Source organism: Microvirga sp. TS319 (assembly GCF_041276405.1).
Classification (GTDB): Bacteria; Pseudomonadota; Alphaproteobacteria; order Rhizobiales; family Beijerinckiaceae; genus Microvirga.
In genome coordinates this window covers 3,324,462-3,343,545 of sequence record NZ_JBGGGT010000002.1, presented here as the reverse complement: position 1 = coordinate 3,343,545, position 19,084 = coordinate 3,324,462, and the positions used below count along the sequence as shown (strand labels likewise).

16 protein-coding genes are annotated in these 19,084 nt (G+C 65.9%); 8 read left to right on the top strand and 8 right to left on the bottom strand.

Going from position 1 to position 19,084, the window contains the following annotated elements; all coding sequences use genetic code 11:
- From AB8841_RS25245 to AB8841_RS25235, 3 genes are all read left to right on the top strand, one after another.
- Nucleotides 1-474 (top strand): MarR family winged helix-turn-helix transcriptional regulator, encoded by a 474-nt coding sequence (locus tag AB8841_RS25245; protein ID WP_370438505.1) that lies wholly within the window; start codon nt 1-3, stop codon nt 472-474.
- Nucleotides 475-770: 296 nt separating this feature from the next.
- A complete protein-coding gene (locus AB8841_RS25240) occupies nt 771-1,031 on the top strand; it encodes a hypothetical protein (RefSeq protein WP_370438504.1) in 261 nt (86 codons plus the stop codon).
- Nucleotides 1,028-1,714 (top strand): hypothetical protein, encoded by a 687-nt coding sequence (locus AB8841_RS25235; protein ID WP_370438503.1) that lies wholly within the window; start codon nt 1,028-1,030, stop codon nt 1,712-1,714. Before AB8841_RS25240 ends, AB8841_RS25235 begins: the two co-directional genes overlap by 4 nt.
- A gap of 212 nt (nt 1,715-1,926) precedes the next feature.
- Here AB8841_RS25235 and AB8841_RS25230 read toward each other — a convergent pair whose 3' ends face one another.
- Nucleotides 1,927-2,937, bottom strand: a complete 1,011-nt coding sequence (locus tag AB8841_RS25230) for a threo-3-hydroxy-L-aspartate ammonia-lyase (protein ID WP_370438502.1) — start codon at nt 2,935-2,937, stop codon at nt 1,927-1,929.
- Between the two features lie 281 nt (nt 2,938-3,218).
- On the opposite strand from AB8841_RS25230, the gene AB8841_RS25225 reads away from it, so the two are divergent.
- Both AB8841_RS25225 and AB8841_RS25220 read left to right on the top strand, forming a co-directional pair.
- Nucleotides 3,219-4,253, top strand: coding sequence for a hemerythrin domain-containing protein (locus AB8841_RS25225; protein ID WP_370438501.1), 1,035 nt, complete (start codon nt 3,219-3,221; stop codon nt 4,251-4,253).
- Between the two features lie 216 nt (nt 4,254-4,469).
- Nucleotides 4,470-5,402 (top strand): DUF5996 family protein, encoded by a 933-nt coding sequence (locus tag AB8841_RS25220; protein ID WP_370438500.1) that lies wholly within the window; start codon nt 4,470-4,472, stop codon nt 5,400-5,402.
- Nucleotides 5,403-5,486: 84 nt separating this feature from the next.
- Here the strand turns inward: AB8841_RS25220 and AB8841_RS25215 are convergent, their stop codons facing one another.
- The 4 genes from AB8841_RS25215 to AB8841_RS25200 all read right to left on the bottom strand — a co-directional run bounded on the left by AB8841_RS25215 (nt 5,487) and on the right by AB8841_RS25200 (nt 10,260).
- Nucleotides 5,487-6,260, bottom strand: a complete 774-nt coding sequence (locus AB8841_RS25215) for an ABC transporter permease (protein WP_370438499.1) — start codon at nt 6,258-6,260, stop codon at nt 5,487-5,489.
- Complete coding sequence (locus tag AB8841_RS25210; RefSeq protein ID WP_370438498.1) at nt 6,257-7,063, bottom strand: ABC transporter ATP-binding protein; 807 nt, start codon at nt 7,061-7,063, stop codon at nt 6,257-6,259. Before AB8841_RS25210 ends, AB8841_RS25215 begins: the two co-directional genes overlap by 4 nt.
- Nucleotides 7,063-8,037, bottom strand: a complete 975-nt coding sequence (locus AB8841_RS25205) for an ABC transporter substrate-binding protein (protein WP_370438497.1) — start codon at nt 8,035-8,037, stop codon at nt 7,063-7,065. Before AB8841_RS25205 ends, AB8841_RS25210 begins: the two co-directional genes overlap by 1 nt.
- A 300-nt stretch (nt 8,038-8,337) precedes the next feature.
- Nucleotides 8,338-10,260, bottom strand: a complete 1,923-nt coding sequence (locus tag AB8841_RS25200) for an FUSC family protein (protein WP_370438496.1) — start codon at nt 10,258-10,260, stop codon at nt 8,338-8,340.
- 272 nt (nt 10,261-10,532) lie between these two features.
- On the opposite strand from AB8841_RS25200, the gene AB8841_RS25195 reads away from it, so the two are divergent.
- Nucleotides 10,533-11,210, top strand: a complete 678-nt coding sequence (locus AB8841_RS25195; RefSeq protein ID WP_370438495.1) for a hypothetical protein — start codon at nt 10,533-10,535, stop codon at nt 11,208-11,210.
- 140 nt (nt 11,211-11,350) lie between these two features.
- Here AB8841_RS25195 and AB8841_RS25190 read toward each other — a convergent pair whose 3' ends face one another.
- Nucleotides 11,351-11,767, bottom strand: coding sequence for a helix-turn-helix domain-containing protein (locus AB8841_RS25190; protein WP_370438494.1), 417 nt, complete (start codon nt 11,765-11,767; stop codon nt 11,351-11,353).
- A gap of 165 nt (nt 11,768-11,932) precedes the next feature.
- Between AB8841_RS25190 and AB8841_RS25185 the strand changes: the two genes are divergently transcribed.
- Nucleotides 11,933-14,164: a heavy metal translocating P-type ATPase gene (locus AB8841_RS25185; RefSeq protein ID WP_370439364.1), complete on the top strand. Its 2,232-nt coding sequence runs from the start codon at nt 11,933-11,935 to the stop codon at nt 14,162-14,164.
- Between the two features lie 180 nt (nt 14,165-14,344).
- Here the strand turns inward: AB8841_RS25185 and AB8841_RS25180 are convergent, their stop codons facing one another.
- Nucleotides 14,345-15,847: a DHA2 family efflux MFS transporter permease subunit gene (locus tag AB8841_RS25180; protein ID WP_370438493.1), complete on the bottom strand. Its 1,503-nt coding sequence runs from the start codon at nt 15,845-15,847 to the stop codon at nt 14,345-14,347.
- 71 nt (nt 15,848-15,918) lie between these two features.
- The gene (locus AB8841_RS25175; protein WP_370438492.1) at nt 15,919-17,868 is read right to left on the bottom strand and encodes an APC family permease; all 1,950 of its coding nucleotides are present in this window, start codon (nt 17,866-17,868) and stop codon (nt 15,919-15,921) included.
- A 339-nt stretch (nt 17,869-18,207) separates the two neighbouring features.
- On the opposite strand from AB8841_RS25175, the gene AB8841_RS25170 reads away from it, so the two are divergent.
- Nucleotides 18,208-18,996, top strand: a complete 789-nt coding sequence (locus AB8841_RS25170; RefSeq protein WP_370438491.1) for a DUF4239 domain-containing protein — start codon at nt 18,208-18,210, stop codon at nt 18,994-18,996.
- The last annotated feature ends 88 nt before the right edge of the window (nt 18,997-19,084 follow it).

The window sequence follows — 19,084 nt, the reverse complement described above, 5'->3', positions numbered from 1 at the left end:
ATGTCAAATACCCGCGATGTTCCTTTCGAAACGACTCTCCACGTGCGGGATGCCTGCCTCTGCCTTCATGCGCAGAGAGCCGCGCGGACCCTCTCGCGGCTCTTCGACGAGGCCTTTCAGCCCTTCGGCCTCACCTCCGGGCAGTTCTCGCTGCTCAATGCCCTGAACCGTCCGAAGCCGCCTGCCATCGGGCCGGTCGCGCAACTGCTGGCGATGGACCGGACGACGCTGACGGCGGCCCTGAAGCCGCTCGAACGGGACGGGCTCGTGGCAGTCACGGTGGATCCGGACGATCGCCGCAGCCGCCTTCTCCACCTGACCGACAAGGGGCAGAAGGTGCTGGCCCGCGCGGTGCCGGTCTGGCGCGAGCTTCACGCGGCGATCGAAGCGCGCCTGTCGGATCTCGAGCCGGACAATCTGCGCGGTGCATTGAACAGCCTCGCGCGGCCCAGGCCGCAGAGGGAAGGGGCCTAGCGCCTTCATTCGGCCAAGCGCGCCTCTCTCCTCAGGCCCGGCGAACCCCGTCATGCCCGGCCTCGAGCCGGGCATCCACGTCTTGATGGCGCAACGGCTCCGAAGACGCGGATGGCCGTGACGAAAGTGCGGCCCTGGTACTGCCGATGGACATGCAGCGGTCCCAAGGGCTGGACGCTGGAGCAGTCTGCCCAAGCTTTAAGACAAGCTCGTCCCCAAGGAGGCGCGCCCTCGAGAAAGGCTTGTCCTGCATGGCCTCACGCTGGGCTCATAGGTGGAGCTGGACCTTAGTCGCGGTGGCGGCCTCTCTCGCGGGGCCTCAGGCGCTGGCCCATAGCTGGTACCCGGCTTGGTGCTGCAGCGATCGCGATTGCAGGGAGCTGCTGGCCGCCAAGGGAGAGACCGTCACCGAAACGCAGGAGGGCTACCGCCTCTGGGACGGCCGCCTGATCACCCGGGACCAGGCCAAGCCATCGCCGGACCGGCATTTCCACATATGCGAGGAGCCGGTCACCAAGGCGATCATCTGCTTCTTCGCCCCGCAGGGGGAAACATGAGGGCCGTTCTTCGCATCGTGATCCCCGGCCTCGCGCTGCTCGGGGCCTGGGTCGAGCCGTCCTGGCCCCAGCCTCCGCCGGATCCCGATCTCGCAGCCGCCGACCCTCCGGGTCTGCCCCCCATCGGCAAGTGGATGCTGACCGCACAGGGCGCGCCGTCGGATTGGCTCGGGGAGATCTATCAAGGCAAGCTTCTGCGCGAGCCCATCAACGTCATCGTCATCGACGAGGCCGCCATCAGCCGGGAGGACGCGACTGCGCGCCTGCTCGCTGCGGCGGCCGAGGCCGGATATCCGGTCCGCCTCGGGCATTCCGCCGGTTACCAGGCCGTGATCGACGAGAAGCCCTATGCGCAATTGCCGAAGGGCTGGGACGACGCCTTCTCCAACGACGTGTTCGAATTCAGCAACAACCATGGCCGGATCTTCGGCCCTTATGAACTGGGGCAGTCCTACCTCTTCACGGGAGCCTTCAGCCGCGAGCGGGTCGACCCGTTACGCTGGCCGGGACATCGCTTCGCGTCCTTCAACGAGGCGCGGGACGATTTCGCCCGAAGGCTGGATCTCGGCACGGCCTACAAGGCGGCGGGGTCCGTCCCCCTGGACAACGACCTGAAGGACGACCCGACGGTGACGACGGGAGATCACGACGGCAAGGCGGCCCTTCTGCGCGCGGGCCGCTAAACCATCAAACGCAAAAGCGGGAACCGGTTTTGCGTGAAAAGATGCTCAAAACCACAAAGGGTAAGGCATCGGACGTGAGTTCGATGGCACGTCCGACGCTTTAGCGCATCGTGCGAAAAGTGGCCCCGGTTTTTCGCAGGAACGATGCGCTGTTCTATAGGAGGAGCATCGAATTGATCTCAAAAGTGGATTTCACTTTTGGGTCCCATGCTCTAGCTCTCTCGGGCGAGCGTCCCGGCGAGAAAGCCCGCAAAGGCCTTCGGGTCCACATTGCCGCCGCTGATGATGATTCCGACGCGTTTGCCCTTGCACGGCACGACGCCGTGAAGGGCTGCCGCCGCCGCCAGGCAGCCGGTGGGCTCGACCACGATCTTCATGCGCTCGGCGAAGAAGCGCATGGTATCCACCAGCATGTCATCGCTCACGGTCAGCATGTCGCTCACGAGGGCGCGGATGATCGGAAAGGTCTTCTGGCCGATATACGTGGTCTGGGCCCCGTCGGCGATGGTGACGGGCACGGGAATGCGCACGATGCTTCCCGAACGGAAGGATTGCTGCGCATCGTTTCCGGCTTCCGGCTCCACGCCGTAGATCCGGCAGGCAGGGGAGAGCGCATGGGCAGCCAGTGCGGAACCCGCCAGCAATCCGCCGCCGCCGACACAGACGAGCAGCATGTCGAGGGGGCCGACCTCCTCGAAAAGCTCCTTGGCGGCGGTACCCTGACCCGCGATCACGTCCTCATGGTCGTAAGGCGGAATGAGCGTGAGGCCCCGTTCGGCCGAGAGCTTGCGGCCGATCTCCTCCCGGTCCTCCTTGTAGCGGTCGTAGAGCACCACCTCGCCCCCATAGCCCTTGGTGGCGGCGACCTTCATGGCAGGCGCATCCTTGGGCATGATGATCACGGTCGGCACGTCCTGGAGCTGGCCGGCATAGGCGATGGCCTGGGCGTGATTGCCCGAGGAGAAGGCCACCACCCCACGCGTCTTGGCGTCATCCGGCAGCCGCGCGATGGCGTTGTAGGCTCCGCGGAACTTGAACGCGCCACCCCGTTGCAGGTTTTCCGCCTTGAAGAAGAGTTTGGCCCCGGTGCGTTCGTCGGCGGTGCGGGAAGTGAGCACCGGCGTCCGATGGGCGATCCCTGCGATGCGCCATGCCGCCGTCATCACGTCGTCATAGGTCGGCAAGGGGGAGGAGGGGCGGGTTGGCTGGATGGAGGTGCTCATGATCCGGTCGCTGCTGCGGAAGACGGATCCTTCCATACCAATCCCGGCGTGGGCTTGTCACGCGCCGTGCCGACTCTTCCGGAAAAGGCACCGGTCCGGCGCCCTTAGAGCATCGGACGCGGGAAGTGTGGATTTGCACTTTTGGGATCGATCCGATGCTCCCACTATAGAGCAGCGCATCGTGCGAAAAACCGGGGCCACTTTTTCGCACGATGCGCCAGCGGAACAGCACCCGTCTCAAGCCGTTCTCCGGTGAACCCCATCTCGAGAGGAGGCGCGCCATGGACCTGTGGCGGATGATCTTGTCGGAACATGCGAATATCGAGGAGCTCTGCCAGGAGGTGCTGAGGGCCTCTCCTCATGGTCCCAACAGCCGCGCGGAACTGTTTGCCGACCTCGAGGACGAGCTGGACCGTCATATGACGGCCAAGCAGAACGTGATCTACCCTGCGTTCGCCCGTGACGGGCGCACGGAGACCTACCTGCACGAGCTCGACGACGAGCATCGCGACATCCGCCGCAGGCTCGCTGCGCTCTCCGCCCAATCCGACAAGAACAGCCGGCGATGGGCGCTCGACTTCAGGGAGCTGGTCGGCGTAGTCTACCACGCCTTCAGCCTGGAGGAGAATGGCGCCCTGGTCGCGGCGCACGGCATTTTCTCTCGGCAGGAAGCCGACACGCTGCGGCGTGCCTACGAGCGCGAGAAGATCGCATTCTACGAGGCCTCCCGCTGGCACATGCCGCATGCGATGATGCCGAGTCGCTACGGCATGCCCACGGGCATCACCTTCGGGCTTCTCGCGGGTGCGCTCGCCATCGGCGGTGCGGCCCTGGCCTGGAGCATGTCGCGGAACGGGCAGATGCGCGCGGGCTCACGCGCCAATCGTCCCTTGCATCCGGCGCCGCGCCGCCCGCAGCCGCCATTTCCCCTCGACAGCGGTGTGGTCGACCGCTCCCTGAGCCGTCGCGGCATGGAGGGGCGCGCCTCTTCCGGCTCCATGGGCATGGCTGGCGGCAGGGCAGCGCCCCAGGGAATGGGGGCCTCCCGTCCGACCGGTTCAGCCGGTTCCATGGCGGGGAGCGCGGCTCGGTCCGTATCCGGCGACACAGCCGCGACCGGCTCGGGCGCGGGGACGGACGAGCAATGGTTCTCGTCGGCCAACCCGCCCCATGCGCCCTCCGGCCTCTCGACCCCTCTGCAGCCCGGTGGAACCGTTCCGGGCGGGAGCCCCGCCTCGTCGGTCGGCTCGATCGGAACCGGAGGCGGCCAGACCGAGAACCGCGAAACCGGCTCCCTCAAGGGCGACGGGCGGTAGGCTATCACACAGGATCGGAGGATCCCCCTTTGGGATCGTTCCGGTGCTCGCTTTCCTGTCAGAACCACTCTCTCGTCATGGCCGGGCGCGTCCCGGCCATGACAGAAAGCATACCCGTCCCGCCATGGCCTGCGAGGCGCCGGCGCCTCGCTCCCGTGACAGCCGGAATGCCTGATCTATATTGGTCGTCGGAGCCGTTCGCGCGGGAGAAGCCCCATGGATGACGTCTGGCCGGAACTGCCCTATCCGCAATGGCGCGACACGGCCGCGACCCTGCAGCTTTGGACGCAGATCGTCGGCAAGATCCGGCTGTCGCTGACCCCCTGGCTCAACCACGGCTGGCAGGTGCCGCTCTATGTGAGCGCACGCGGGCTCACCACGTCGCCGATGCCCGCGGGCCACGAGATCGTGGAGATCGAGTTCGATTTCTTCACACATCGGCTGCTCGTGCGCACGAGCCGCGGGGATGACGGCATCATGGCGCTGGAGCCACGCAGCGTCGCGGATTTCTACGAAGAGCTCCTTGACCTGATGCGCGGCATCGGCGTGCATGTGACGATTAACGACAGGCCGAACGAGGTGCCAGATCCCATCCGTTTTCCGGAGGATCAGGTGCATGCGAGCTACGACGCGGATGCGGCCTATCGGTTCTGGCGCGCGCTCGTGCAGGCGGACCGCATCTTCAAGCTCTTCCGAAGCTCGTTCCTCGGCAAGGCCTCGCCGTCGCATTTCTTCTGGGGCAGCTTCGATCTCGCCGTCACGCGCTTCTCGGGGCGCAGGGCGCCGCTCCACCCCGGCGGCGTTCCGGGCCTGCCGGATGCAGTGACGCGGGAGGCCTATTCCGACGAGGTGAGCAGCGCGGGTTTCTGGCCGGGGAACGATGCCTATCCGCGGGCCGCGTTCTATTCCTACGCCTATCCGGAGCCGCCGGGCTTCCGCGACGCCAAGGTTACGGAGGGCGCGTTCTTCGACACGACCCTGAGCGAGTTCATCCTGCCTTACGACACCTTGTGCAAATCGCCGGATCCCGACGCGCTGCTGCTCGATTTTCTCTCGACAACCTATGCGGCCGCCGCGGATGCGGCCGGCTGGGACCGCAAGATGCTGGAATGCGAACTGGGAGTTCCGAAACGGGTGAGGGCCATCTAGCGCATCGTGCGGAACGGCGGGCTTCTCGTCATGGCCGGCACAAGGCCAGGGATGACGACGGGGAGGAACGATGCGCCTTGGGCCTCACGCCTCCTTGAGGTTCGTGCCCCAGCGCCGGTGCAGGAAACGCTCCCACGGCGAGAACAGCAGGCGGTCGACGAGCAGGCCGATCACCACGATCACGATCATGATGCCGATCACCTGATCCATGGCGTTGAGCTCGCGTCCGTAATGGAGCAGGTGGCCGAGGCCGAACCCGGTGAGGATCGTGACGTAGATCTCCGCCGCCATCAGGGAGCGCCAGGCGAAGGCCCAGCCCTGCTTCATGCCGCTGACGAGGAACGGCAACGACGCGGGCAGGATCACGCGAGTCCATTTGTGAAACCCTTCCGAGCCCATGGTGCGCGCGGCCCGCGCGTAGATCGGCGGGATGTTGCGCGCGCCGTGATCGGTGGCGATGATCACGGACCACACGGTGCCCATGATCACGACGAACAGCATCGCGCCCTCCGTCTGCCCGAACCAGATGAGCGCGAGCGGCACCCAGCACACGCTCGGCAACGTCTGGAAGCCCAGGGCCAGTGCCCCCAGGGTGTCCTCCAGGAATTGCGACGTGCTGGTCAGAAGCCCGAGCGGCAGGCCGATGAGCACGCCGGCGGCATAGCCGACGAGCAGGCGCTTCAACGTCACCCAGGTGGACTCGACGAGGGTGCCGTCGAGAAGCGCGTACCAGATGTATTCCGCCACGGCGGCCGGAGAGGGCAGCAGCACCACGGACCAGCGCCCGCTGCGCACCGCGAGATCCCACAGGGCGATCAGAGCCGCGAAGAAGAGAAGGGCGACCGCCAGACGCTTCATTCGGATACCGCTCCGTTCGTGACGCCTTTGAGCGCGGCCGCGATCTTCGAGGTGTAGGCGGCGAGCTCGGGGCTGTTGATGTCGCGCGGACGGGGCAGGGGGATGTCGAAGATCTGCTGGATGCGCCCCGGCGACGGCGACATGAGCACGATGCGGTCGCCAAGACACACGGCCTCGCGCACGTTGTGCGTGACGAAGATGATGGTCTTGCGGCTTTCCATCCAGATGCGCTGGATGTCGTCATAGAGCTGGTCACGCGTCATTGCATCGAGCGCGGCGAAAGGCTCGTCCATGAGCAGCACCTGCGGATCGGGAGCAAGCGCGCGGGCGAGCGCCACGCGCTGCTTCATGCCGCCGGACAGTTCATGGATCTGCGCATGCTTGAACCTCGCGAGGCCCACGAGGTTCAGATACTCGTCCGCGATGCGGCGGCGCTCGGCCTTGGTGAGATCAGGCTTGAGCTTGAGGCCGAACATGACGTTGCCGAAGGCGTCGAGCCAGGGGAACAAGGCCGATTCCTGAAACATCACCAGGCGCTCCTGCCCCGGCCCCGCGACGGGCTTGCCGTCGGCGAGCACCCGGCCCCGGTCGGGTCTGGTGAGGCCTGCGACGATGTTGAGCAGCGTGGATTTTCCGCAGCCGGAGGGGCCGAGAAGGCAGACGAACTCGCCCTCCGCGACCGTGAGTGAGATGTCGTCGAGCGCCTGTACGATGTGCCGCTTGGGCGTGAACCATTTCGAGACGCCCTCGATCACGAGCTTGGCGGGGCGGATGCCGGACGATGTGTGAGGGGACGCCTCCATCAAGGCTCCTCGATCAGGCGGCCGAGATCGGGCGTGTCGCGCAGGAAGCCCACGGCCTGTGCGCTGGAGACGAAGGACTGGAAGGCGGACAGCGCCACGTCCGGCGTGATCTGCATGCGGGGCCAGGCGCGGGCCACGAGTTCCGGCGCCATGTCGATCCTGAACGACGCCCGCAGCTCCTCGCGGACGAGACGCTGCGCCTCGTCCGGGTTCTGCCGGATCCATTCGGTGAGCTCGCGATGCGCCGCCACGAAGCGCCGGGCGAGGTCGCGGCTCCGGCCGAGGAAGTCCGCACTCGACACGAGCACGGTGGTGATCGCGTCATTCTCTTCCACGAGCACCTTGCCGCCGGCCTCGGATTCGAGGCGCGACACCCACGGCTCGACGGTCCACACCGCATCGAGTTGCCTGCTCTTGAAAAGGGAGAGCTGATCGGGGTTGCTGGTGGGCACCACCTGGGCGTCGCCGCCCGTCTGAGTGATGCGGAGGCCACCCGCCACGAGCCAGGCACGGGCCGCCACGTCCTGCGTGTTGCCGAATTGCGGCGTCGCGATGCGCTTGCCCTTGAAGTCGGCGGGTTTCGAGAGCCTTGAGTCGCCCTGCACCACGAGGGCCGAGCCGCCGTTCACCGCGCCCGCGACCACCCGCACCTCGCTCCCTCGGGAGCGAGCATAGGCGTTCAGCGCCGGGTTCGGTCCCACATAGGCGAGGTCCAGCGACTTGGCGAAGATCGCCTCCATGGCGCTCGGGCCGGCATTGTAGGCATACCATTCGATCCTGACGCCAGGGCCCAGCCGATCGGCGAACCAGTTCCGGCCCTGCCGCTCCATGGCTCGGGCGACGAGCGCCTGGACATGGGTGATGTTGGGAAAATGCCCGACCCGAACGGCCGTCGTTCCCTGTGCGTGGCCGGAGGACTGCGTCACCAGCCACGACACCACGACCGCAAGACCGATCCGCCATCCGCGCCGCATCGCATGGTCCTCCGTGAACCATGGGAGGCTAGAGCATCGGGCCCAAAAGTGGAATCCACTTTTGGGATCGCATCCGATGCGCCCTTCTTGGCAAGAGCGCATCGTTCCGGCGAAAAACCGGGTCCACTTTTTCGTACGATGCGCTCGGCGATCCGGTCAGAACGTCAACGGTCTTCGCGCCCCTTCCTGGCCATGGCCCTTTCCCATCAGGACCGGGCTTGGCCCGGTCATCCCCGTCTTCGCGATCGAGCCATGAAGACGTGTCTCCCCGGCACGAGGCCGGGGATGACGAGGTGCGCGTCACGATGACGGAGAGAGGCTGGACCCGCCGCCCGCGTTGGCGAGGAGCAGCCGGCTCGCCCTCAGGGCATTGGCAGCATCCAGAAGGATCTCGGCGGCTTCCGGATCGGCGAGCGTGCGCGCGTGGCTCTCCAGCCGGTCGGCCGTGGCGCCCGGCCTCTCGAGCATTGCCTTGAGATCCGCCAGGGCCTCCTCCAGCACCCTCCGGGAGGCCCTGTCGCCTTTCGGTTCCGCAAGGCGTCGCCGGAGCCGGCCGACGGCCTCTCCCAGGTTGAGGGCGGCGAGCAGGCTCCAGCCCGGACGGGTGCCGAGATGGGCGCTCTTCTCGATGTGCAGGCTCAGGCGCAGGACCGGTCTGCGGAGGGCGGCCGCCGTATCGCTTCCTTGGAGAATGCGCATGATATCCGCCCCGATGGCGCGCGCGGCCCGAAGGGCGCGCCGTTCGCCCGCCGGGGGCAGCAGCATGAAGCCCGACGTCACGACGCTGACGCTCAGAAGCAGCGCCGCTGCCTCGTTGAAGATCACGACCCGGTCCGTCACCGCCGGAAGCACGGCCTGGCTCGCCAGCATGAAGCACATGTTGGCGTCGAGCGCGGGACCTGCGGTCTTTCGGCTCGCTCTGGCGAGCCCACCGACCAGCATGAAGGGGGCGACCGAAAGAACGAGTTGCGGCACGGTCGCGATGGAGGGCTGGATCGTCAGGCGGTAGAGCAGGGCGGCGGCCACGCCGAGCACGACGCCTCTGAGCATGACCGGCGCGATGGCCTTCGGGTCCGGCAGCGATCCGAGCACCATCGAGAAGATGCAGATGCCGAGCGCGGCAAGCTCGCCCATGGACCAGCCGGATGCGTAGCCCAGCGCACCCGCCCCGAAGGTCGCCGCGCCCGTGAACAGTCCGGTTTCCAATGCGATCCGGCCATCCCGGTGCGGCGCGAGATAGGTCGCCTTGCGGCGGAAAGACCGGGCGTCCGCGCGGCCCGGCTCCGCATCGAAGGCGCGATCGGCCAGGACGACCCGGTCGAGGGCGTCCAGCACGGAAGCATCCGCCCGTCCGATGCCGGCGAGCTGCGCCTTTCGGTCCTGCCGGTCCTCGGGCGAAGTGGCGAGCAGACGCGCTGCGAGGTTGCGCGCATCGGCCTCGTCGAGCACGCCTGGGGGAAGACCCTTTCGATTGAGACGCATGCTGAGTGTCCTCCCGGCTGCCATGAGAGCCAAGGCGGCGACGATCAGCGCGTCCACATGGTGCAGCCTGCGGTAACCCTCGATCGATCCCGCGGCCACGAGGCTCGCATTGGCCTGCAGATCGGCCATCTCCTGCAAGATCGCGCCTTCACGCGCATCAGCCTCGTCGACCGGGAAGGACAGTGCGAGGGCGATGGCATCGTGCGCGAGGCGGCGAACGCGCGCGTAGAAGTCGCGCCGGGAGGCGCTCGGTGTCCAGAAGCCGGTGACGAGCGTCACTACGACGACGCCGATCAGCGTGCATTCCACCCGCGCCATCGCGACGGTCGCGGCATGGTCCGGATGCAGAATGGACGGCAGCACGACGACCGCCGCCGTCATGCCGGACATGAGCGCGCCATAACCGTGCACGCCGCGCAGGAGATGCACGAGCGATGCGTTCGCGGCCACCCAGAGCCCGAGAACGGCAAGAGACGCATAGGGCGTGAGCCCGAGCCACAGAATGCCGAAACCGGCCGCGGCGCCCAGCAATGTTCCGCCGATACGGAAGACTCCGCGCTCGATCATGAGACCCTTGGCCGATTGCGACACTACCCAGATCGGCATCGCGGCCCAGTAGGCGTTTCCCACATGCAGGAGAGACGCGATGGCGTAGGCCAGCCATGCGGCAAGCGCCAAACGCAGCCCATGCGCGAGAGCAGCGCGATCCAGGCCGAGGCGCTGTCCGAGTGAAGAGATCATGAAGTGAACTTTATCGGTATAAGCAATGTGCTTCGTTTCCGAGCATATCCGTCGCGCTCGTTCAAGCTCTGTACGGGAACAAAGGCCGTCACGTACGTCGTGCTCAGGATTGCGGGAGGTTCAAGTGACGTCCGGCATCATTCGTTCGAGCTCGGGGCTGACCAAGTTCAACGCTATAACCTGAGAATTTTCTGCCACTGATCTGCCATATCACGGGAATACTGAAGGTTTGCTTTTGCTTCTCACGAATTGAACAGCGTGCGAGTCTCACAATGCAGATAGGCAATCTTTCCCGACCGTCCACCCGGTCACGCGGCATCTTCGCCTTTCAAATGGCGCGGGTCTTCATCGTCGTGACCCTCGCGGCGACCGGTGCTTACGCCTTCTCCATGTCGGTGGAAAATCGCGGTCCGCAGACGGAAGCCGCCGCATCCCTCGGCCCGCAGCTCGAAACCGTGAGCGCATCGCTGTCGACCGGCCAGCCGGACGAGACGGCCCCGGTGCAGGTCGCGAACCCGGAGCCCACTTTGCCTCAAGCCGCGATCGACAACGCGAGTGCGTCGACGCCCGCACAGGAAATTCTCCCGCAGCCGAGCGCGTCGGCCTCCCTGTTTACCGACCAATCCATTTCTGCGCCTGCGGCTTCGGGCCTTGAGCCGGCGCCGCCCCAAGCGGTGCAGGCCAGTGCGCCCGCACCGGCGGTTTCCGATACGGACATGACGGGCGCCGTAACCGTGGCGAGCGCCCCGGCCGAGCCCGAGCCTACGAGCGACCTCGTCGATCTCAATGCCGCATCCTTCGAAGAACTGAACTCCTTGCGCAATGCGGGCCCCCTCGGGCGCGCCATCATCAAGGGGCGCCCCTACGCCTCGGTGGAGGATCTGGTCACGCGCAAGATCGTTCGGCGCTCGGTCTACGAGAAGATCAAGGATCAGGTGGCGGTGCGGTAAGCCTCTTGGTCCGACACGTCCCTGTCATCCCGGGCGCCGCAGGCACGGATGGCGAGGTGAGGGGCGGATGGCGACCCATGGCCGTCCCCGGACTTGATCCGGGGATCCCCGGCCATCCACGTCTTGAAAAACACGCAGGATCAGTGCCGTTCGTGAAGGCACTCCGCATGGTCGGCCAGCACCTCGATGATCCGGCATTCCGAAATCTTCCGGTGATCGTGCGCGACCATGGCCTCCAGTTCGTCCCGCAAGGCCGTGAGGCGCGCGATCTTGTCTTTCACCTCCTTCAGGTGGACCTTGGTGATCTCGTGGACGTCGCCGCAGGAGCGGTCCGGCGTGCCGGTCAGGTCCAGGAGCTGCCGGATGGCCTCGACCTCGAACCCGAGTTCCCGGGCATGGCGGATGAAGTTGAGCCTGCGGACAGCCTCGGTCTCGTAGCGCCGCTGCTGGCCCTCCGTCCGGAGCGGCTCGGCCAGCAGGCCGATCTGCTCGTAATAGCGGATGGTCGGCACCTTCACTCCTGTCTGCCGCGACAGCTCGCCGATCGTCAGGGACATCGAAGAAACCTCTTGAACCTCTAGCCGCTAGAGGATGTAGCCTCCGGCCGAATCAAAGTGAAGAGGTTTGTGATGTGTGAGGCATGCTATCTGCCCGACGGCCATGAGGAGAAGCCGGAGACCGTGCCATCGCAGGGGCAACGCACCCGCTATCGGGTCTCGGGGATGGACTGCGCGTCGTGCGCGGCCAAGATCGACACGGCCTTGCGGCGCGCTCCGGGCGTGGCAGACGTCAACGTCTCGATTCCGGCCGGCACCGTGACGGTCGACCACGATGATACGGTCGTGCCAGCGGCACTCGCCAAGAGGATCACGACGCTCGGATACAAGGTGACGGGACAAGGGCCGGCGGATGCAAGAGCATTCGCGAAGGCCGGTCATGATCATGGACACGAGCACGGCCCTGGTTGCGGCCATGATCACGATCACGAGGGTCACGATCATCATCATGGTCACGACCACAAGCGCGGGCACGACGAACAGGCTTCCGCCGGCCTGCACGGACATCTGCACGATCATGGCCCGAGCGAGGGCCCGTGGTGGAAGAGCCGGCGCGGTCTCCTGACCATCGCCTGTGGCGCGGCTCTCGTGGCCGCCTATGTCATCGGCCAGCTCCTGCCGCAGACCGGGCATTGGGCCTTCCTGGCCGCCATGGCCGTGGGCCTCGTGCCCGTCGCCCGGCGGGCTCTGGTGGCGGCCCGCTTCGGCACCCCGTTCTCCATCGAGATGCTGATGACCATCGCGGCCGTCGGCGCCGTGATCATTGGCGCGACCGAGGAAGCCGCCATGGTGGTCTTTCTGTTTCTGGTCGGCGAGCTTTTGGAGGGCGTCGCGGCGGGGCGCGCCCGCGCCAGCATCCAGGGGCTGACCAAGCTGGTGCCCAAGACCGCGCTGATCGAGCGCGACGGCAGGACCGAGGAGGTTCAGGCCGAAACCCTCGCGGTCGGCTCCGTCATCCTGGTTCGTCCCGGCGATCGGGTTCCCGCCGATGGCGAGATCGTCTCGGGCGAGAGTTCCGTCGACGAGGCGCCAGTGACCGGCGAGAGCGTGCCCAAGCGCAAGCGCGATGGCGAGACCGTCTTTGCCGGCACGATCAACGGCGACAGGGCGTTGCGCGTGCGCGTCACGGCGGCCGCGCGGGACAACACCATCGCGCGCATCGTGCGTCTGGTGGAGGAGGCGCAGGAGAGCAAGGCTCCGACCGAGCGCTTTATCGATCGCTTCTCACGCTATTACACACCCGCCGTCCTCATGGTCGGTGCGCTCGTCGCCATCGTGCCGCCGCTGCTCTTTGGAGCCGCCTGGGGCGAGTGGGTCTACAAGGGCCTGGCGATCCTGCTGATCGGCTGCCCCTGCGCGCTGGTGATCTCGACGCCTGCGGCCATCGCGGCCGGATTGGCGGCGGGCGCCCGGCGCGGCCTTCTGATGAAGGGCGGCGCAGTGCTGGAGACGCTTGGCACGATCACCATGGCGGCTTTGGACAAGACCGGCACGCTGACGGAAGGCAAGCCGAAGGTGACGGACATCGTCCCGGTCGCCCGCTCGGAGCGCGAGGTCCTGTCCCTGGCGGCCGCCCTGGAGACCGGATCGAGCCATCCGCTTGCAGCCGCGATCCTGGCAAAGGCGGCGGAGGCCGGCGTTCCGGTTCCTCCGGCCGCAAATGCCGGCGCGGTCGGTGGCAAGGGTGTCACCGGCAGCGTCGGCGGGGTCGCGCTCTTTCTCGGCTCGCCCAAGGCCGCGGCCGAGACGGTGGCGCTCACGGCCGAGCAGACGGCGCTGATCACCGGCCTGAACGACGAGGGCAAGTCCGTCTCGGTGCTGCTGGCGGGCGATCAGGTCGCCGGGGTGATCGCCATGCGCGACGAGCCGCGTCCGGATGCGAAGGAAGGCCTCGAAGCCCTGAAGCGGGCCGGTGTCGATACGCTCATGGTGACGGGAGACAACCGGCGGACGGCCACGGCCATCGCGGCCGGGCTCGGCATCGAGCCCCGGGCCGATCTGCTGCCGCAGGACAAACAGGCTATCGTCCGGGAGCTTCAGGCCAACGGTCACGTGGTGGCCAAGATCGGCGACGGCATCAACGACGCTCCGGGTCTGGCCGCAGCGGATGTCGGCATCGCCATGGGCGGCGGAACGGACGTAGCCCTGGAGACCGCCGACGCGGCGGTCCTGCATGGGCGCGTGCTCGACATTGCCCGCATGGTGCGCCTGTCGCGGGACACGATGGGCAATATCCGCCAGAACATCACCATCGCGCTCGGCCTCAAGGCGGTGTTCCTGGTCACCACCATTCTCGGCATCACCGGCCTGTGGCCCGCAATCCTGGCCGATACGGGCGCGACGGTGCTGGTCACCGCCAACGCCATGCGCCTGCTCGCCGCCGGAGGGCGGACGTGAGCATCCGACGCGGGCAGTGGGTTTCCTCTGTTGAGATTTCCCCGATGCTCCCTTCTGGGAAAGAGCGCATCGTACTTGCGAAAACCCGATCCACTTTTCCGCATTGAAACGGAGAGGGGCTGAAGCCCCTCTCCGCATCCCGTTCAGGCGGCGGCGTTCGCAGAGAAAATCCGCATGACGTCATGCAGATTGCGTCGAGCGGAAACCGAAATAGCCGCTGAGAACGGCCGCCGCCGCGCAGATCGAAGCGACGGCGCCAAATCCCGCGAGGGTTGCCTGCGCATACAGTTTCGTGACTGATGCCGAAGCGGACGCGTCGATCGGATCCGGGGGAGGAGCCCCGAACGTCGTCTGGGCCAAGATCTCCGCAACGGCCGGATCGGCCGACATGGCGATGTACCGAAAGCCGAGCATCGCGACGGCGCCCAGGCTGGCAACGGCGATCAGCCCGGCGACGCGAGAGATGGCGTTGTTGATGCCGGAGGCCACGCCCATCCGGTCGGCGGGAACGGAATTCATCACCGTCGTCGAAAGGGGCGCGACCGTAATGCCCATTCCAAGCCCCATCAAAGTCATGACGGGAACGATGGCGAACCAGTACCGTCCGTCGATAGCGGCAAGCACGAGGAAGCCGAAACTCATCCCCGTAACGACAGGGCCCAGGGTCAGAAGAATCCGGACGCCGAACCGATCGGCAAGGGTTCCTCCCAGCCGCGAGAGCAGCGCCATCACAAGAGTGAAGGGCAGGAAGACCGAGCCGGCTTTGGTCGCCGAGTAGCCGTGGACCTCGATGAGCGTAGACGGAAGAAAGAAGAGTGCTCCGGCGAGTGCGAAGTACAACAGGAGCGTCAGAGCGTTGACGCCGGAGAATGCTCTGATCCTGAACAGTTCGAGCGGCATCATCGGCGCTTTGGCGCGCATTTCATGCATCAAGAACATGCCGAGAAGGACGGCGCCGACGACAAGGAAGAGAAGATCGAGCCCATATGTGCCGTTCGTTGCGCTGAGAGAGGTCAAGCCGAACGCCAATGTGCCGAGGCCCGCGACCGCGAGGCCGCTCCCAAGCCAGTCCATGCCGACCGGTTGCGAGGGGGGCACGTCCGGCACATGCTTCCAGCACATCCAAAGTGCCAGACACGCAACCGGAATGTTGATCCAGAAAATCGACTGCCATGGGGCAATGTCGATGAGCCAGCCACCGAGAATGGGGCCAAGCGCCGCTGCGATGCCCGATGCCGCGGCCCAGGTTCCGATGGCCGTTCCGCGCTCCTCTGAGGGAAAATTGACGCTGATCAGTGCCAATGAACCGGGGATCATCAAGGCCCCGCCAATCCCCTGAAAGGTTCTGGCCGCAATCAAAACGTCTGCGGATCGGGAGAGGCCGCACCAGAGAGACGCAAGTCCGAACAGGCCGATGCCGATCATGAAGATACGTTTCAGGCCATAAGTATCCCCGGCTGCCCCGCCCAGCAGGAGGAAGGCCGAAAGCGTGAGCCCGTAGGCATTGGTGATCCACTGGATCTGCGAAAGCGAGGCGGCGAGGTTCTCGCGCATCTGCGGCATGGCGACCGTGACGACGGTCCCATCGATGAAAGCGAGGCTGGACGCCAGAATAGCCGTCCATACGACGAAGGATTTGACGGAATCCGAGCGGGATGGGCGGCGTTCATCTTGGGCTGTCATCGCGGGCGTTCCAAGGACCTCACGGAAACATCGGCTTGGAAGCCTTCATAGCATTTTTCAGCAGGGTTTCGTCATGCCGGCCCTGACGACACCTCGGATTCCACGAGGGCATCCTCAAGCCGGGGCTCCTCCAAATACCAGGGCACGTTGATCACCACGACCTGCGCACCGCCGTACTGGAGCAGCCTCGAGCGCAGACGCCGCGCCCGATGGGTATGGAGCAGGTACTGCCACCAGCTCCGCTTTACGAGCTCCGGAATGAGGATTGCCACCATGCGCTCCGGATGCTCCGCCTCGATCTGGCGGACCAGCTTGAGCAGGGGCCCGTGCATGCGCCGATACTGTGCCTGCAGCAGGAGCAGGCGAGGCGGTTTCAGGCCGGCTCTGCGGGCCGGCTCTTCCACAAATCGGGTCCACTGCTGCTGCAGCGTCTTCTCCTTGTCTTCGCTCTCGGGGCCCGAAAGAGCGACCATGTGAACGGCCACCACGTCGGGCGAGAGGCGAATGGCAAAGTGGAGGGCCTTATCGGTCAGTCGGCTCCACTCCTCGGTGACGACCAGCACAATCGGCGGAGCCGTTTCGCTCAGGTCCAATGGCGCGTCCTCGCGGATCCGCGCATTCACTCCGTCGTAATAGCGCCGGAAAGAGCGTAGCAGCAGAATCACGCATGGAATCACGAGAAGCGTGATCCAGGCTCCCTCGGTGAACTTTGCAGTGATGATGACGACAAGCGCAAGGCCGGTCACCAGCGCTCCTAGCCCGTTGATCGCCAGCCGCCATTCGTGCTTGGCCGAGGGATTCTTGCGCCGCTCGCGGCGCCAGTGCACGACCATGCCGGCCTGAGACAGAGTGAAGGTGAGAAAGGCCCCGATGGCGAAGAGCGGGATCAGACGCTCGGTAATGCCGCCGAACGCGATCAGCAGGCCGCCCGCGGTGACGGCCAAGTAAAGAATGCCGACGGAGAAGACGAGACGCCGGCCGACCACCGCGAACGGGCGGGGCAGGAAGTCGTCTTCGGCGATGGTGCGGCACAGCCGTGGAAAGTCCGTGAAGCTCGTATTGGCCGAGAGAGCCAGGACGCAGAGAAGGCTGCCGATGGCCACGGAGTAGAAGATCCCACGGCCGACCACCGACTGCGCCAGTTGCGACAGCACGCTCTGGTAACCTTTCTGGGTTTGGTCCATGGCACCGATGCCATAGGAGCTGGCCAGGTAGGCGATGCCCGCGAGGAGAAGCCCCAGAATGACGACGATGGCGGTCAGGGTGCGATGGGCGTACTTGACTTTGGGTTCCCGAAAGGCGCTCACGCCGTTGCTGACAGCCTCGACTCCAGTCATGGCCGTGCAGCCGCTCGCGAAGGCATGCATCAGCAACCACAGGGACGCGGCGGCCGTGGTCGGGGCAAGAGCCGGTGGCGGCACCACCGGCCGAGGCTCGCCGCCCGAGATGACGACCCGATAAAGCCCCAGTCCCAGAAGCAGGATGAAGCTTATCACGAACGTATAGGTCGGCAGCGCGAACAACCGACCGGCATCAAGGGTGCCTCGTAGATTCACCAGCGTGATGAGGGTCAGAATGCCGAGGCAGAGCCAGAGCGTGTAGGGATACAGTGCGGGCATGGCCGAGACGAGAGCGCCGACGCCTGCCGAAATTCCGACGGCCACGTTGAGCACGTAATCGATCATCAAGGCGGCAGCCGCAAGAAGGCTGGCGTTTCGGCCCAGGTTTTCCTTGGAGACCGTGTAAGCTCCACCGTTGCTGGGATAGGCCCGAATGGTCTGGCGATAGGAGACGTACAGGATCGCCAGCAGCGCAACGATGACGGCTGTGATCGGCCCGATATAGGCGAGGCTGAGTGCCCCGAGCGGAATCAGAACCGTGAGAGCCGCCTCCGGGCCGTAAGCCGACGAGCCCAGCCCATCAAGGCCCATGGTCGGCACGCCCTCGAAGGCGCCGATCTTACGCTCGCCGTATTCGCGGTTGGGAAGGGGGCGGCCAAGGATGAGACGTTTAAGGAACATGGTCGCCCTGGGTGCAGGCCTCCCGAGAAGCCAGGAATTGAATTGCCGCCGCGCTGCTTGACTCGTGTTTCCGGGCGAACTCATCGGGTCGATCAGGGCAGCCCCCGGGAGCGGGCCTCGAATAACCCGCCTTCGCCGACGGATGTTCCACAAGGGGTCTTTCCTGGTCAGATCAGGAAAGCCTCCGAGCGCCAGGATCCGTGCCGCTTCAGGAGGCAGCTGGTCAGAGCACTGGACCCTCCTGAAGGGCAGGGGATTTCCTCGGGTTCCCTGCGGCAGTTATCCAGACGGAAGCGTTGGTCGCTGATACAGTGGGAGCAGGAAAGCAGGCGGTGACACATGATCCTCCTGGACACCCAACCTCTCTGGATCTCGGGCGCAATTCTCATCGGCGTTGCAACCCTGCTTGCCATGGCCGGTCCGGTCCTCGTGCGCTGGCGTATCACGCCGGACAGGCTCAAGCTCAACAATGAGGTGGCCGGCTTCACCTTCGCGACTGTCGGAGTGCTCTATGCGGTGCTGCTGGCCTTTGCCGTCATCATCGTCTGGGAGAAGTTCAGCCAGGCGGAAAACGCGGCGGCTCAGGAGGCCGGCGCCGCAGCGACCCTCTATCGCCTGTCCAACGGAATCGGAGAGGGCCCCGGCGATCGTCTTCGCGACAGCCTGACCCGCTACGCCAAGGTGGCGGCCACGGAGGACTGGGCCGCGATGGCACGGAGCGGATCAAGCCATGAGGCTACGCTGGCCCTCGATGCCACCTACGCGGCCCTGCTGACATACATGCCGAGCGACGGCCGTGGGGTCACGCTTCTGGCCGAAGCTCTCCACCAGCTCGACCTTCTGACCGAGGCCCGCCGCACGAGGCTCGTGCTGGCCTCCGGCGCGGTTCCCGGAGTGCTCTGGTTCGTCCTCGCCGGCGGGGCCGTCCTGACGGTCGGCTTCACGCTGTTCTTCGGCACCGAGAACCTGCGCGTCCAAGCCATGATGACGGGAGTGCTGGCCGTGCTGATCTTCTCGGGCCTGCTCGTGATCATCGCCATCAACCATCCGTTCGCAGGGCCCGTGAGAGTGAAGCCGGAGGCACTCATGGCCGTGATCGAGGATTTTGAAGCGAAAGCTCAGCCCTGATCTTCGGGAGGCACCCCGCGCCTGTCGCAACGAGGGGCAGGGAGCTTTTCGCGGGTCAGAGAAATTTTCATCCGTTTGCCCGACGCGA